The organism is Candidatus Rhodoblastus alkanivorans (genome assembly GCF_022760755.1).
GTDB classification, from domain to species: Bacteria; Pseudomonadota; Alphaproteobacteria; order Rhizobiales; family Beijerinckiaceae; genus Rhodoblastus; species Rhodoblastus alkanivorans.
Genome location: NZ_JAIVFP010000001.1, coordinates 126,609 through 140,650, shown reverse-complemented (window position 1 = coordinate 140,650; position 14,042 = coordinate 126,609). Strand labels below are relative to the sequence as shown.

At 64.1% G+C, this 14,042-nt stretch carries 17 protein-coding genes; 9 read left to right on the top strand and 8 right to left on the bottom strand.

Translation table 11 applies throughout. The features are described from left to right. Positions 1-5 precede the first annotated feature (5 nt). Entirely contained in the window at positions 6-803 is a 798-nt protein-coding gene (locus K2U94_RS00625) for a HesA/MoeB/ThiF family protein (RefSeq protein ID WP_243068768.1), read from the top strand. A gap of 44 nt (positions 804-847) precedes the next feature. On the opposite strand, the gene K2U94_RS00620 is transcribed toward K2U94_RS00625, so the two are convergent. Genes K2U94_RS00620 through msrA form a run of 3 tightly spaced genes read right to left on the bottom strand, consistent with a single transcriptional unit; the run spans position 848 to position 2,462 of the window. After that, the gene (locus K2U94_RS00620) at positions 848-1,201 is read right to left on the bottom strand and encodes a RidA family protein (protein ID WP_243065364.1); all 354 of its coding nucleotides are present in this window, start codon (positions 1,199-1,201) and stop codon (positions 848-850) included. Positions 1,202-1,247: 46 nt separating this feature from the next. Further along, entirely contained in the window at positions 1,248-1,784 is a 537-nt protein-coding gene (locus K2U94_RS00615) for a TIGR00645 family protein (protein ID WP_243065363.1), read from the bottom strand. Between the two features lie 30 nt (positions 1,785-1,814). Beyond that, the gene (msrA, locus tag K2U94_RS00610; protein WP_243065362.1) at positions 1,815-2,462 is read right to left on the bottom strand and encodes a peptide-methionine (S)-S-oxide reductase MsrA; all 648 of its coding nucleotides are present in this window, start codon (positions 2,460-2,462) and stop codon (positions 1,815-1,817) included. 105 nt (positions 2,463-2,567) lie between these two features. Between msrA and K2U94_RS00605 the strand changes: the two genes are divergently transcribed. The 4 genes from K2U94_RS00605 (at position 2,568) to K2U94_RS00590 (ending at position 4,664) form a co-directional block, all read left to right on the top strand. Next, a complete protein-coding gene (locus K2U94_RS00605) occupies positions 2,568-3,458 on the top strand; it encodes a LysR family transcriptional regulator (protein ID WP_243065361.1) in 891 nt (296 codons plus the stop codon). Positions 3,459-3,469: 11 nt separating this feature from the next. Continuing rightward, the gene (locus tag K2U94_RS00600) at positions 3,470-3,727 is read left to right on the top strand and encodes a GDCCVxC domain-containing (seleno)protein (RefSeq protein ID WP_243068767.1); all 258 of its coding nucleotides are present in this window, start codon (positions 3,470-3,472) and stop codon (positions 3,725-3,727) included. A 20-nt stretch (positions 3,728-3,747) separates the two neighbouring features. Beyond that, positions 3,748-4,395, top strand: a complete 648-nt coding sequence (locus tag K2U94_RS00595) for a Crp/Fnr family transcriptional regulator (RefSeq protein ID WP_243065360.1) — start codon at positions 3,748-3,750, stop codon at positions 4,393-4,395. A gap of 80 nt (positions 4,396-4,475) precedes the next feature. Next, positions 4,476-4,664, top strand: a complete 189-nt coding sequence (locus tag K2U94_RS00590; protein ID WP_243065359.1) for a YgaP family membrane protein — start codon at positions 4,476-4,478, stop codon at positions 4,662-4,664. A gap of 2 nt (positions 4,665-4,666) precedes the next feature. Here the strand turns inward: K2U94_RS00590 and K2U94_RS00585 are convergent, their stop codons facing one another. Continuing rightward, on the bottom strand, positions 4,667-5,674 hold the full coding sequence (locus tag K2U94_RS00585) for a cation diffusion facilitator family transporter (protein ID WP_243065358.1): 1,008 nt from the start codon (positions 5,672-5,674) through the stop codon (positions 4,667-4,669). A gap of 38 nt (positions 5,675-5,712) precedes the next feature. Continuing rightward, positions 5,713-6,810: a redox-regulated ATPase YchF gene (ychF, locus tag K2U94_RS00580; protein ID WP_243065357.1), complete on the bottom strand. Its 1,098-nt coding sequence runs from the start codon at positions 6,808-6,810 to the stop codon at positions 5,713-5,715. A 153-nt stretch (positions 6,811-6,963) separates the two neighbouring features. On the opposite strand from ychF, the gene K2U94_RS00575 reads away from it, so the two are divergent. Continuing rightward, positions 6,964-7,389 carry a hypothetical protein gene (locus K2U94_RS00575; RefSeq protein ID WP_243065356.1) on the top strand — a complete coding sequence of 142 codons (426 nt, stop codon included), beginning with the start codon at positions 6,964-6,966 and terminating at the stop codon, positions 7,387-7,389. Positions 7,390-7,442: 53 nt separating this feature from the next. Then, the gene (locus K2U94_RS00570; protein WP_243065355.1) at positions 7,443-7,967 is read left to right on the top strand and encodes a YchJ family protein; all 525 of its coding nucleotides are present in this window, start codon (positions 7,443-7,445) and stop codon (positions 7,965-7,967) included. A 2-nt stretch (positions 7,968-7,969) separates the two neighbouring features. On the opposite strand, the gene K2U94_RS00565 is transcribed toward K2U94_RS00570, so the two are convergent. Continuing rightward, the gene (locus tag K2U94_RS00565; RefSeq protein WP_243065354.1) at positions 7,970-8,908 is read right to left on the bottom strand and encodes a GAF domain-containing protein; all 939 of its coding nucleotides are present in this window, start codon (positions 8,906-8,908) and stop codon (positions 7,970-7,972) included. A 146-nt stretch (positions 8,909-9,054) separates the two neighbouring features. Between K2U94_RS00565 and K2U94_RS00560 the strand changes: the two genes are divergently transcribed. Then, a complete protein-coding gene (locus tag K2U94_RS00560; protein WP_243065353.1) occupies positions 9,055-9,339 on the top strand; it encodes a hypothetical protein in 285 nt (94 codons plus the stop codon). Between the two features lie 48 nt (positions 9,340-9,387). On the opposite strand, the gene K2U94_RS00555 is transcribed toward K2U94_RS00560, so the two are convergent. After that, the gene (locus tag K2U94_RS00555) at positions 9,388-10,422 is read right to left on the bottom strand and encodes a polysaccharide deacetylase family protein (RefSeq protein WP_243065352.1); all 1,035 of its coding nucleotides are present in this window, start codon (positions 10,420-10,422) and stop codon (positions 9,388-9,390) included. An 11-nt stretch (positions 10,423-10,433) separates the two neighbouring features. On the opposite strand from K2U94_RS00555, the gene K2U94_RS00550 reads away from it, so the two are divergent. After that, entirely contained in the window at positions 10,434-10,904 is a 471-nt protein-coding gene (locus K2U94_RS00550; RefSeq protein ID WP_243065351.1) for a GNAT family N-acetyltransferase, read from the top strand. Between the two features lie 15 nt (positions 10,905-10,919). On the opposite strand, the gene polA is transcribed toward K2U94_RS00550, so the two are convergent. Beyond that, positions 10,920-13,892: a DNA polymerase I gene (polA, locus tag K2U94_RS00545; protein WP_243065350.1), complete on the bottom strand. Its 2,973-nt coding sequence runs from the start codon at positions 13,890-13,892 to the stop codon at positions 10,920-10,922. Between the last annotated feature and the right edge of the window lie 150 nt (positions 13,893-14,042).

The window sequence follows — 14,042 nt, the reverse complement described above, 5'->3', positions numbered from 1 at the left end:
TGGGCATGCTGCCGGAACTCACCGCCGAGGAGATCGAGCGCTACGCCCGGCATATCGTGCTGCGCGACGTCGGCGGAGTCGGCCAGCGCAAGCTGAAGGCGGCCAGGGTCTGCGTGGTCGGCGCCGGCGGGCTCGGCGCGCCGCTGCTGCTCTATCTCGCGGCGGCGGGCGTGGGCGAAATTCACGTCATCGACGACGACGTCGTTTCCGCCTCCAATCTCCAGCGTCAGGTCCTGTTCGGCGAAAACCACATCGGCCGGCCCAAGGTCGAGGCCGCGGAGGAGGTTTTGCGAAACCTCAATCCGCATGCGCGTGTGGTCGGCCACAGGTTGCGCCTCGACGCCGGCAATGTTCGGGAACTGATCGGGGCTTGCGACGTTGTCGCCGACGGTTCGGACAATTTCGATACCCGCTATATCGTTTCCGACGCCTGCTTTTATGCGAAAAAAACTTTGGTGACGGCGGCGGTCGGGCAGTTCGACGGCTCGCTGACCACGTTAAAACCCTTTGAAACCGGGCCGGAAGGCCTGCCCAACCCGACCTATCGCTGTCTTTTTCCGCAAAAGCCGCCGCCCGGCTCTCTTCCGACCTGCGCCGAAGCCGGCGTGCTCGGGGCTCTCACCGGCATGGTCGGTTCGCTGATGGCGCTGGAGATCGTCCGCGAGATCGTTGGCTTCGGTCAGTCGATGGTCGGCCGGCTGGCGCTGTTCGATCTCATGACAATGCGTTTCGAGACCATCGCCTACGCCTGGGACGAGGACAATCCGCTCAACGGCCGCAAGGCGAGCGCGGAACGCGCATAGGGCCCGACCCACAGGTCTGTCGCGCTCGCAACGACCATTTCCGTTCAAATCGTGGCGACGACCGCGATCTCGACCTTATATTCTGGCGCGACCAATTTGGCTTCGACGGTGGCGCGCGCGGGCGTTTCGCCCTCGACCACCCATTTGTCCCAGACTTCGTTCATCTCGGCGAAGGTCGAAATATCGGCGAGATAGATCGTCGCCATCATGATCTTGGTTTTGTTCGTGCCGGCTTCCGCGAGCAGGGCGTCGATGGCCCCGAGGACTTCCGCGGTCTGTTCGCGCACCGATTTGCCGGCGCTCGTTTCCGCGACCTGGCCGGCGAGATAGACGGCGTTGCCGCGAATCACCGCCTGGCTCATGCGCTTGCCGGGTTTCAGTCTCGTCAAACTGGGCATTTCCATTCCTTTTCAAAAATTCCGCGCGCTTTCCATACCTTCCTGCTTAATGCCCGTCATCCTCCTCTTTCGCCGAGCTGTGGCCGGCGATGCGGTCGCTCAAGGCCAGCAGGACCGCGGACAGCACGAAGGAAAGGTGGATACCGACGTACCAGGCCAGATTGCGGTCGCTGACGTTGTTCACGTCCATGAAGACGCGCAGGGTCTGGATCGCCGAAATCGCGACGATGGACGACATCAATTTGAGTTTAAGCCCGCCGAAATCGATCTTGGTCAGCCAGGCCGGCCGGTTGGCGTCGCTGTCGTCGGCGACCTGCGCCACGAAATTCTCGAAGCCAGAGAAAATCACCAGCACCACCAGCGATGAGGTCAGGGTCAGGTCGATCAGGCCGAGGGTATCGAGCACCACGGATGATTCGCTTGAGGAAATGGCGCCGTGGATGAGGTGGAGCACATGCTGCCCCGCCTTGAGCATGAGAATGAACAGGCAAAAGGCGAGGGCGACATAAAAGGGCGCGAGCAGCCAGCGGCTGGTGAAAAGCACGCGTTGAGTCACGAGTTCGATTTTTTGCCCCAGCGCCATGCCCGACCTCTCGCGCCCCGCGTCACGTCGTCAAAGCGCGCCGACGGGGCATGCGACGCCGCTTCCGCCGAGGCCGCAATAGCCTGCCGGATTTTTGGCAAGATATTGCTGATGATAGGATTCGGCAAAGTAAAATTCCTCTTCGGGACGTATTTCCGTCGTGATCTCGCCGAAGCCATGGGCGGAGAGCGCCTGCTGATACAAAATTTTCGAACTTTCCGCCGCCTTCTGCTGGGCCTCGTCGCTCGTATAGATCGCCGAACGATATTGCGTGCCGACGTCATTGCCTTGCCGCATGCCCTGGGTCGGGTTGTGCGATTCCCAGAACAAGGCGAGCAGACGCGCCAATTCGACTTTCTTCGGATCATAGACGACAAGGACGACTTCAGCATGGCCGGTCATGCCGGAACAGACTTCCTCATAGGTCGGATTGGGCGTCGAGCCGCCGGAATAGCCGACCGCGGTGACATAGACGCCCTCGCTGGCCTGCCAGTACTTGCGCTCCGCGCCCCAGAAACAGCCCATGCCGAACAGGATTCGCTCCATGCCTTCGGGGTAGGGCGGGGCGAGGGCGCGGCCGTTGACGAAATGGGTCGCGGCGGTTCGGATCGGATCGGGACGGCCCGGCAGGGCCTCGGTTTTGGCGGGGATTTCCAGCTTCTTGCGAGAGAACAGCATGACACGCCTCCGGGATGTGCTGCGGACTTGGTGACGAAACGCGGAATTGACGAGGTTTTTTCCCAAAATTTCACGTATATATGCGCGCAATAAAAAGGGGATGGCATGGACTGGGACAAGCTGCGCGTCTTTCACGCCGTCGCCGCGGCCGGCTCTTTCACCCACGCCGGCGAAGCGCTGCATCTGAGCCAGTCGGCGGTCAGCCGCCAGATCGCCGCTCTCGAATACGATCTGAAAACGCCTTTGTTTCATCGCCATGCGCGCGGCCTGCTGCTCACCGAACAGGGCGAAATCCTGTTCCGCACCGTGCAGGAGGTTCTGGTCAAGCTCGAAAGCGCGCGCGTGCGCCTGTCGGATGCGCGCGAAAAGCCGCATGGCCTGCTCAGGGTCACCGCCAATACCGGCTTCGGCGCGGTCTGGCTGACGCCGCGACTCGCCGAATTCCGCGACCTTTATCCGGACATCGAGCTCGACGTCATCCTGACCGACGACGAGCTAGACCTGTCGATGCGCGAGGCCGACGTCGCGCTGAGATTATGGGAGCCGAAACAAAGCGATCTCATCCGCCGCCGCCTGTTCACTCTCCATTATTCGCCCTATGCCTCGCGCTCCTATATCCAGCAATTCGGCGCGCCGCGCCGCGTCGAAGATCTCGACGCCCATCGCCTCGTCGCCTTCAACGTGATCGGCGCGGGCTATTTGCGCAATCTCAACCTGCTGCTGACAGTCGGGCGCGACGCCAGGAGCCCGCGCACGCCAGTGTTTTCGATCAACAATCTTTTCGCCCTGATGCGCGCGGTGGAAAGCGGCGCCGGCGTCGCCGTGCTGCCGGATTATGTCGTCGGCGAGAATTCGCTGCTGACGCGGCTCGATCTCGATATGAAGATGCCCGTGTTCGATTGCTGGCTGACCTATCCTGAAGAGATGAAGACGGTCGCGCGCGTCCAGGCCCTGCGCGATTTCCTCGTCGCCAACGCCTCGACCTGGCGTCATTAGGAGGAGCGATGATGATCCTTACTTCCACGATCACTTGCCCGCATTGCGGCCATAAGGCGCGCGAAGACATGCCGACCGACGCCTGCGCGCATTTCTACCAATGCACGTCCTGTGGCGCGCTTCTGAAGCCCAAGGATGGCGATTGCTGCGTGTTCTGCTCCTATGGCGACACGCCCTGCCCGCCGGTTCAGGCGGCGCGATCCGAGATCAGCTGCTGCGGCTCGGCGATGCGGGCGCGCTTCCGCAACGACGAGGAGGGCGACGCCTGAAAGCGGAACTTGCGCCTGGCGTGCTTCAATCCTTCGCGCCGCTCGCCCGCCTCGATCGCGCGGCGCGCGACGCCTTGGCGCGCCTTCCCGAAGTCCATGTCGGGAGGGGAAAGCAGCTTTTTGCGCCGGGTTCGTCCTGCCAGGGCTTCGTTCTGCTGCTCGAAGGAATCATCCGCGTCAGCGTGACGGCGGAAAACGGCCGCCGCCTGCTGCTCTATCGGGTGGCGCCGGGCCAGACCTGCGTCCAGACCACGCTCTGTCTGATGGGCGGCCTGGACTATACCGCCGAGGGCGTCGCCGAAACCGAGCTGCGGCTGGTCATCGCGCCGCCGCCTTTGTTCGAGAGACTGCTGCGCGAGGCGCCGGATTTTTCCCGTTTCGTGTTCGAGCGCTTCGGCGCGCGGCTCGCGGAAATGACCCGGCTGATCGAGACCATCGCCTTTCTGCGGGTGGACGCGCGGCTCGCCGCCGCCTTGCTCGCCCGCGCCGACAGACGGGGAGAAATGGCGGCGACCCATCAGGATCTTGCGGAAGATATCGGCGCGGCGCGCGAGGTGGTGAGCCGCCAGCTCGCCGAGTTCCAGCGCGCGGGCCTCTTGCGGCTGGGGCGGGGACGGATTTGCCTGACCGATCGCGCCGGCCTCGCCGATTTTGCCTGCGTGACCTAAATCACCGACTTTTCCCGCGGAATGTCCCATCGTGTGAATATGGCGTCGCCAACGCCGCCTTTTCGAACCAGGAGACCTCCATGACCGCCAATGTCGGAACGCTCGACCGAATCTTGCGCATTCTCGTCGGCCTCGTCCTCATCGCCCTGGTTTTCGTCGGCCCGAAAACGCCCTGGGGCTGGATCGGCGTGATCCCGCTGCTGACGGGCCTCGTGCGCTTCTGCCCGGCCTATACTTTGCTGGGCCTGAGCACCTGCGCGAAGAAATAGGCTCAAACGACATTTTCCGGCGCGAGGACGCAGACGCGATCCGGGTCGATCTCGATCTGGACCGTGGCGTGGTTGATGCGGAATTTTCGTGAAAGCTCGGCGGAGAGGTCATGCAAAAAGCAGTCGCCGGGATGGCCGCCGGGCATGACGAGATGGCAGGTCATGGCGATTTCGGTCGTGCTCATCGGCCAGACATGAAGGTCGTGCACCGTCATGACGCCAGCGCGCCCGCACAGGAAAGCGCGCACCTGATCGGGGTCGATATGGTCGGGCGCCGCCGACATCGACATGGCGAAGGATTCGCGCAGCAGGCCCCAGGTCCCCCAGACGATCACCGCATTGATGACCAGGCTGACCACGGGATCGATCCTGAGCCATCCCGTCAGCAGGATCAGCAGGCCGGCGACCACGACGCCGGCCGAAACCAGCGCGTCCGAGACCATGTGCAGGAAGGCGGCGCGAAGATTGATGTCGTCCCTGCCTGAGGCGAACAGCCAGGCGGTGACGCCGTTGACGACGATGCCCAGCGCCGCCACGATCATGATGGTTCGGCCGGCCACCGGCTCGGGATTGCTCAGGCGCTGGATCGCCTCGAGCGAAATCGCGCCGACCGCGACCAGAAGGAAAATGGCGTTGAACAAGGCGGCGAGGATCGAGGAGCCGAGCAGGCCATAGGAAAAGCGCGGCGTCGGCGCGCGCTTGACCAGTTCGCTCGCGAGCCAGGCGAGGCCGAGCCCGAGCACGTCGCTCACATTGTGGCCGGCGTCCGCGAGCAGGGACATGGAATTGCCGAGCAAGCCATAGACGACCTCGGCGACGATGAAGGCGACGTTGAGGCCGATGCCGAGGGCGAAGGCCCTGCCGAAATCGGCCGGCGCATGGACGTGCCCGGCGCCATGGGAATGCCCTGCGCCATGGAAATGGCCGGCGTGATCGTGATGATCATGCCGGTGGTGGTCGTGATCGTGGTGGTCGTGATCGTGGTGGTCGTGATCGTGGCCGCCGCCCATGCGCTCCGCCTTTCTCGGGTCAGGATAAGGCCCGCCGCTCAATTGGCGAAGCGGAAATGCAGCACGTCGCCGTCCGCGACCAGGTATTCCTTGCCTTCGAGCCGGAATTTTCCCGCCTCGCGCGCGCCGGATTCGCCGTTGCTGGCGACATAATCGTCGTAGCCGATCGTTTCGGCGCGAATGAAGCCTTTCTCGAAATCGCTGTGGATGACGCCCGCCGCCGCCGGCGCCCGCGTGCCCTTCTCGATCGTCCAGGCGCGCGCCTCCTTGGGGCCGACCGTGAAATAAGTGATGAGATGGAGCAGGCCATAGCCGGCGCGGATGACGCGATTGAGGCCCGGTTCTTCGAGCCCCACGGCTTCGAGAAAATCCTTCTGGTCGTCGGCGGCCATCACCGCGATCTCGCTTTCTATCTTGGCGGAAACCACCACCGCCACCGCGCCCTCCTCCTTGGCGCGCGCGAAAACTTTTTGCGAGAATTCATTGCCCTGGTCGGCGGAGGATTCCTCGACATTGCAGACGTAAAGCACGGGTTTCGAGGACAATAGGCCGAGCTGGGCGAAAATCTTGCGCTCGTCGGCGGCGACTTCCGCCATGCGCGCCGGCCGGCCCTCGCGCAGCAGGACGAGGCAGCGGTTGACGAGGTCGAGCTGCTCTTTCGATTCCTTGTCGCCGCCGCGCGCCTTCTTTTCCAGATTGACCACGCGCTTTTCGAGTGAATCGAGATCGGCCAGCATCAGCTCGGTCTCGATGGTTTCGACGTCGCGAATCGGATCGACCTCGCCTTCGACATGGGTGATGTCGCCGTCTTCGAAACAGCGCACGACATGGGCGATGGCGTCGCATTCGCGGATATTGGCGAGAAACTGGTTGCCGAGGCCCTCGCCCTTGGAGGCGCCGCGCACCAGCCCGGCGATGTCGACGAAAGTGAGCCGGGTCGGGATGATCTCCTTCGAACCGGCGATGCGCGCGAGCTGTTCGAGCCTATGGTCGGGCACGGCGACGTCGCCGACATTGGGCTCGATGGTGCAGAAGGGGTAATTGGCGGCTTGCGCCGCGGCGGTCTGCGTCAGCGCATTGAACAAGGTCGATTTGCCGACATTGGGCAGGCCGACGATGCCGCATTTGAAACCCATGGGAAAAAGCTCGCGTCTGGTGAGGGGACCGCCGCGCCCTATGCGGCGCGCGCGGCGAAAAGGCAAGCCCGGCGTCGCAAGGCTTTGGCGTGGCGGCCATATTTCGGTCACGCGAAACTGCGACAAGGCGCTGTTTTTATCGTCCCGGATCGAATGAGCAAACTGTTTCCCTTCCCTCCCGCGCGCCGCGCCCGGCCATGGACCCGTATCGCGGTCCTCGGCCTCGCCGTTCTGTCGTCGGCGCCGGCGCTCGCGTCGGACTGTCCGCGCGGCCAGATTTTCTGGAAGTCGAAAAAAACCTGCGTCGACAAGGCGGAAGCCGCCAAGCTCGGCTTTTATCACGGGCATGTTCCCAAGCGGAACGAGGCGAAAGACAAGCCGGCCGACGCGGCCCAAGATAAGCCGGCGGAGGCCGCCAAGGACAAGCCGACTCCCGGCGCTGACGCCCCCGCCGCCGAAATTCCCCCGCCGGCGGCCCCCGAGACGCCGCTCGTCCAGCCTGCCGCAGAGGCGCTGGCGCCGGCCACACCCTCTCCCTATGGCGAACTGCCGATCGACGAATTCGCCAAGGCGAAATGATTCCCGCTTTGCCGGCCATTGCATGACGCGCGAAATCAGCTAAAAGCCGCGCCATGAATTCAGAAACCAGCCCGGAAACCTGCCCCTGCCGCGCCATGGCGCAGGACAAACTTCCCATCGCTGCGTGCTGCGGTCCCTTCCTCGCCCATGCGAAGAACCCGCCGACGGCGGAAGCCCTGATGCGCTCGCGCTACAGCGCCTTCGCCACCGGCAATGTCGATTATCTTTACGAAACCCTCGCGGACGACCAGCGCAAGGATTTCGACCGCGCCGCGACCGGCGATTGGGCGAACAAGTCGGAATGGCTCGGTCTCGACATCGTCGCGACCGAAGAGGGCGGTGAAACGGATTCGACCGGCACGGTGACTTTCGCCGCCCATTTCAGGCGCGACGGCAAGCAACTCGCCCATCGCGAACGCTCGCTGTTCCAGCGCGACGGCGAGGGCCGCTGGCGCTTCGCCAAGGAATTGCCGTTGAAGGGCGAGACAGTCGTGCGCGGACCGCAGCCCGGCCGCAACGATCCGTGTCCCTGTGGGTCGGGCAAGAAATATAAAAAATGCTGCGGCGCGGCCGCTTGATTTCAAAGCGCATGCCGGCGGCGGAATTCGTCCGCCGCCTCGCGCGCCAGCGCGGCCTGGATTGAAAGCGAGAGAAAATCGCCGAACAGGTCAAGAACCGCGCGTTCGTCCATGGTCAGGCGCCGCGCGGCGCCGTCATGGGCGAGCAGGACGCCCCATAAAGCGTCGTCGACGATAAGGGGCAGCGACAGCAGCGCGGCGAAACCGGTCTTGCCGGCGCGAGATATTTCGTCGGCCGTCGCGGCGCGCAACAGAGTCCTGTCGAGGTCCGGCGCCTTGGTGCCGATCAATTTTACCGGCGCGGCGGCGACGTCCGCGACGAAGCGCAGCCGCGCCGCGCGGAGATTTGCCCGGGCGTCTTGCGAAAAACCGGTGCAAAGAATGGCGTTCGCGGCGGCGTCAGGCCAGTCGAGCCGTCTCTGCTGGGCGAGAACCTGGGCGCCGTCGGACCCGAGGCGGAGAACGGTGGCGCAATCCCATTGCAGGATGGCCTGGACGAGCCGCGCGGCTAGGACAGCCAGGCGGTCCAGGCCGTGGACGGACGCCAGCCGGCTGAACAGAGCGCGGACGCGATCGAGCGCGAAGGGATCGGCCTCGGCGGCGGATTCTATCTCGATGACCGTCAGATCGCCGGCGGCATGGACCGCGAAATCGTAAAGACCGGCCAGTCCCGCGATCGGCAGGCGTGGCAACAAAGCCGCACGCGGCGCCGTAGCCGTGCGCGACAGGCCGTTGCGCAGGGCGTGCGAGGTTTCCGAACCGAGGAGGTCGCGAAGGAGCAGACCGGAAAAGCCCTTTTCCGTCGCCGGGAACAAGCCGGAAAGATTGGCGGAATGGCCGACGATTCGCGCGGCCTGGTCGTCGCAGACGATCATCCAGCCGTGAGGCTGGATCGCCGGCGACATGCCGCGACTTGTTATGTCTGGGCTTTTTGGCGTCATTCCCTGCTCCGGCCGTCGCCGATTCGTGCGACCGCGAGCATAATGGTAAAAAAGCGTTGCATATCAGCCACGCCAAAATTTTTTTTGAACTTTTTTGCAATTCCCGCGTTGAAAGCCGTGGATCGGCCATCACGGAGGATTTGGCCATGCGGGTTTTCGATCAGCAGCTGTTTCGTCTTGGTCTCGTTCTGGCGCTCGGGTCGGGTCTGGCGGTCGCCGCCACTTATCCCTCCTCGAAACCGAAAGCCGCCGCTCGGGAGAGGCCGGCGCCGATCGTCCTGGCCGTCGCATATGAGCACAGCGCCCAGCAAGAGGCTGTGGGCGCGCGCGTCGATCAATGCTCGCTCAATCCCCATGATAACGCCGACAACAGCCCGATCGGCGACAAAACCCATCATGCAAAGAAAAGGAAGGTCGTCATCTGCGGCTGACCTCCGGAAAGCGAAGGTTTTCTTGGGACCCGCCTCGCGCGGGTCCTTTTATGGCGCTTGGTTGATCGGGCGGAAGGGCGCTGGCAGCTTGCCGGCGCGCCGCAGTTTTTCGAAAATGTTCAGGCCGAAAGGCTCGTTGCCATTGGGATGAACCAGAATGATCGCCCCCGACGGCGCGACCGGCGTCAAAGCCAGCCAGGATTCGGCGCCGAGCGGAATCAGATAGGCCGCGCGCAGCGCCGCCATCAAGGCGCGGTCCGAAATCAGGCCCGGAAAGCGAAAAAACACGCTCGGAACCTCGCCATTGGCGATGAGCAGCCTTTCGACGCCGAGAATTTCTTTCTGCATATCCACGCCGGGCATGAGCAGGAAATTATGGGCGTCCGCCAGTCCCGGACGGTAGGGATGGTGGAAGGAATGATTGACGAAGGCGATGTCGAGCCGCCCCTCGGCCTTCTCGCGCCGCAGCCAGAGAAAATCGCCGGGATGCTCCTCCAACCACAAGCCGGTGACTGACAAGGCGATGGGCGTCGCGGCTCCAGCGCGTTCGAGCGATTTCAGAAAGGCGCGGTCGAGCGGCCGACGGGAAGGGCAGAGGTCGCCGGTGATGAAGGCGCCGTCGCCTTTCCCTCGCGTCAGCCCGGCATTGTCGAGCCAGGTCGCGCCCGCCGCCAGTTTTTTGCCCGGCGCGCTCGAAAAATCTTCGATCGCGCGCATAAAACGGGTTTGCGCCTGCGGCTCGGGCGTGGTCGGCGCGCAGGTCCAGCAGGTGGCGCGCTCCAGGCGGGTCGCCAGCGTTTCGGGGTCCACCGCCAGAAACAGATTTTCGCCGTCGGCGCGAAAGGTCCGCGTCGCCAGAACTTCTTTGGCGCCCGGGCGGCGGCAGCTTTGCAGCACGATGCGCAAATCCTCGACCCGGCTCATCGGCTGCAGGGGACCGTCGAGCGGCGCCGCAAGCGAGACGGGCGCGGCGCAATCGGGCGCCGCAGCATTTGAAACCAGCGCAGCGCCGAGCGGCGCCGCAGTTGCGCCGACGGGCGCCAGCAGCCAGACTAGGAGCGCCAGGGCGCAATATGTCCTCATGTGCGGGATCAATGACCGAAATCGCGCCAGAACCCAATCTTTTTTCCATTGAACGCGAGCCGGGACCCGCCGCGGGCCGCGAGACCGCAGCGCATCTCGCCGACGAAGTCGCCGCCGAATTCGGCCCGCGCGACGAATCGTCCTTCGCGCTCGCCGCCCGCGACGCCGCTGGCTGCAGGATCGGCGGGATCAAAGGCGTGATCCACTGGCGCTGGCTCTATGTCGCGCAATTTTTCGTCGCGTCCTCCTGGCGGGGCCGCGGTCTTGGCCGCGCCCTGCTGAGGCAGGCGGAGGCGCTGGCGCGCGAGAAGGATTGCGTCGGCCTCTATCTCGACACGTTCAGCCCGCGCGCGGAAAAATTCTATCTCGCCCAGGGTTTCACCGTAGCCGGCCGGATCGAGAATTTCCCGCCCGGCGCGGCGCGGATTTTTCTTTTCAAATCGCTCGGACAGGCTCGGGACGGCGCCGCGAAAACGTCATGAGCGCCAGTCGAGCGCCTAATGCGCCTCGTCCCAATTCTGGGCCGCGCGGGCCTCGACCAGCAGCGGAACCGCGAGCTCGACGGCGGGCAGGGCCGCCTGCTGCATCACCTCGCGCGCTACCTCGATCGTCGCCTCGACCTCGGAGTCGGGCGCCTCGAACACCAGTTCGTCATGGACCTGCAACAGCATTTGCGCGCGCAGCTTCGCCCCTTCGAACGCCGCGTCCATCCGGATCATGGCGCGGCGGATGATGTCGGCGGCGGCGCCCTGGATCGGCGCGTTGATCGCGGCGCGCTCGTTGAAGGCGCGTTCCGAGGCGTTGCTCGAGGCGATGCGCGGATAATGGCATTTGCGGCCGAACAAGGTCGTCACATAGCCCTGGTCGCGGCAAAGCTTTTTCGTCGCGTCCATATAGGCGCGGATGCCTGGGAAACGCTCGAAATAAAGTTTGATGAAAGCGCCCGCCTCCTCGCGCGAAATGCCGAGCTGGTTGGCGAGGCCGAAGGCCGAAATGCCATAGATGATGCCGAAATTGATCGCCTTGGCGCGGCGACGGATTTCTCCCGGCATGCCCTCGATCGGCACGCCGAAAATCTCCGACGCGGTCATGGCGTGAATGTCCTTGCCCTCGGCAAAGGCCTGCTTCAATTGCGGAATGTCGGCGATATGAGCGAGCAGGCGCAGTTCGATCTGGGAATAGTCGGCCGAGATCAGCTTGTGGCCGGGGCTCGCGACGAAGGCGCGGCGAATTTTCCGCCCCGCCTCGTTGCGCACCGGAATATTCTGCAGATTGGGCTCCGACGACGACAGCCGCCCGGTGGAGGTCGCCGCCAGGGCGTAGGAAGTGTGCACCCGTCCGGTGCGCGGATTGACGAAACGCGGCAAGGCCTCGGCATAGGTCGAGCGCAGCTTTTGCACCTGCCGCCAATCCAGCACCCGCGCCGCCAAATCATTGCCCTGTTCCGCAAGCTCGTCCAAAACGCTCGCGGAAGTGGACCAGGCGCCGGTCGCGGTTTTCTTGCCGCCCGGCAGGGCGAATTTCCCGAATAAAATGTCGCCCAACTGCTTGGGCGAGCCGGGATTGAAGCTTTCGCCCGCCAGTTCCTGAATCTCGGCCTCGAGCCGCGCCATGTCCTGGGCGAATTCGCCCGAAAGCCGCGACAGAATGGCGCGATCGACGCAGATTCCACGCTGCTCCATGCGCGCCAGCACGATCGGCATCGGCCGTTCCAGCGTGTCGTAAACCGTCGTCATGGCTTCGGCGGCGAGGCGCGGGCGCAAAACGTCCCACAGGCGCAAGGTGACGTCGGCGTCCTCGCCCGAATATTCCGTCGCCTTGTCGATGGCGACGCGGGCGAAGCCGATGAAGCTCTTGCCCTGGCCGGCGACCTCGCTGAAGGTGATCGGCTTGTGGCCGAGATATTTGGCCGACAATTCGTCCATGCCATGGCCGTTCAACCCGGCGTCCAAAGTGTAGGACGCCAGCATGGTGTCCTCGACCGGCGCGACCTCGATTCCGTGCTGGGCGAGCACCAGCCAGTCGAATTTGACATTCTGCGCGATCTTCATCACCGAAGGCGCGGTCAGCAGCGGGCGCAACAGTTCGAGCGTCTCGCGCAAGGGAAGCTGGCCCGGCGCGAGATCGCCGCCGCCGAACAGGTCTTCGGCCCCCGGCGACTTGTGGCCGAGCGGGATATAGCAGGCGCGGTTGGGCGCGAGCGCCAGCGAAACCCCAACCAGATTGGCCTGCATCGGGTCGAGCGAATCGGTCTCGGTGTCGAAACAGACCGCGCCAAGCTCGAACGCCTGGGCGATCCAGCTTTCGAGCTCTTTGAGCGATGAAATGCAGACATATTGGCCACGGTCGACCGGCGTCGCCGTGGCGGCGTCGGTTCGGGCCTTGGCCAAGGCGGTGGGCGTGAGGGCAGCGACCTCCTCGCGGGGCGCGGGCGCCTCGTTCGGCTCTTCGACTTTGGGCGGCGCGACCTCGCCGTTGCGGCCGCGCCAGCCGTTCGGCCCGACAAAGGCGGGATCGGGCTCGATCGCCGAGGCGTCCACATCGAATAATTCGCCGACCCGGCGAGTGATCGTGGTGAATTCCATCGCCTTGAGAAAGGCGACCAGGGTTTTGCCGTCGGGCTGCTGCAGGCGGAGGTCGGAAAGCGGCGTTGCAATCTTCACGTCGTCCACAAGCTGCACCAGTTTCCTGGACAGGCGCACCTTCTCGATCACTTCGCTGTCCGTCAAAGTCTCGCGGCGCTTGTTCTGCTTGATCTCTCCCGCGCGGGCGATCAGCGTATCGAGATCGCCATATTCCTTGATGAGCTGGGCGGCGGTCTTCACGCCGATGCCCGGCGCGCCCGGCACATTGTCGGTCGAATCGCCGGCGAGCGCCTGTATGTCCACCACCCTTTCCGGCGGCGCGCCGAAATAGGCGATGACTTCCTCGCGGCCGATCTTGCGCTCTTCCCGCTCGCCCGAGGCGGGATCATACATCGAAATCCCGGGCCGGATGAGCTGCATCAGGTCCTTGTCGGCGGAAACGATGGTCACATCGGCGCCGGCCTCGGCCGCCTGTTTGGCGTAGGTCGCGATCAGGTCGTCGGCCTCGTAAACGTCCTGCTCCACCGGCTCCAGACCGAAGGCGCGCACCGCCGCGCGGAACAGCGGGAATTGCGGGACGAGGTCTTCCGGCGGCTCGGCGCGATTGGCCTTGTAGGGCGGATAGATTTCCTTGCGGAACGAATTTTCGCTCTTGTCGAAAATGATCGCGAGATGGGTCGGATGCACGCCCGCCGCGCCGTCGCGGACGATCTGCAGCAATTTGGCGCAAAATAACCGCACCGCTCCGGTGGGCAGACGGTCGACGCGGTAATTATATTTCTGGTCCTGACGGATCGACTGGAAATAGGCGCGAAAAATGAAATTCGAGCCATCGACGAGAAAGACATGGTCGCCGGGCGCGAGGGGACGGGAATCGTCGGTCATGCGTTTCATTTCAAGGAGGCCGCATCGAGCGACGGACAGCTTTTATACGCCAAGCCACGCGCCCGCCCAAGACCGTTGATGGGCTGGATCGTGGGTGGTTTGACGGAACGCCTTCCGCCCCGCCGCCAAAATCGCTTTACCGAAGTGCGG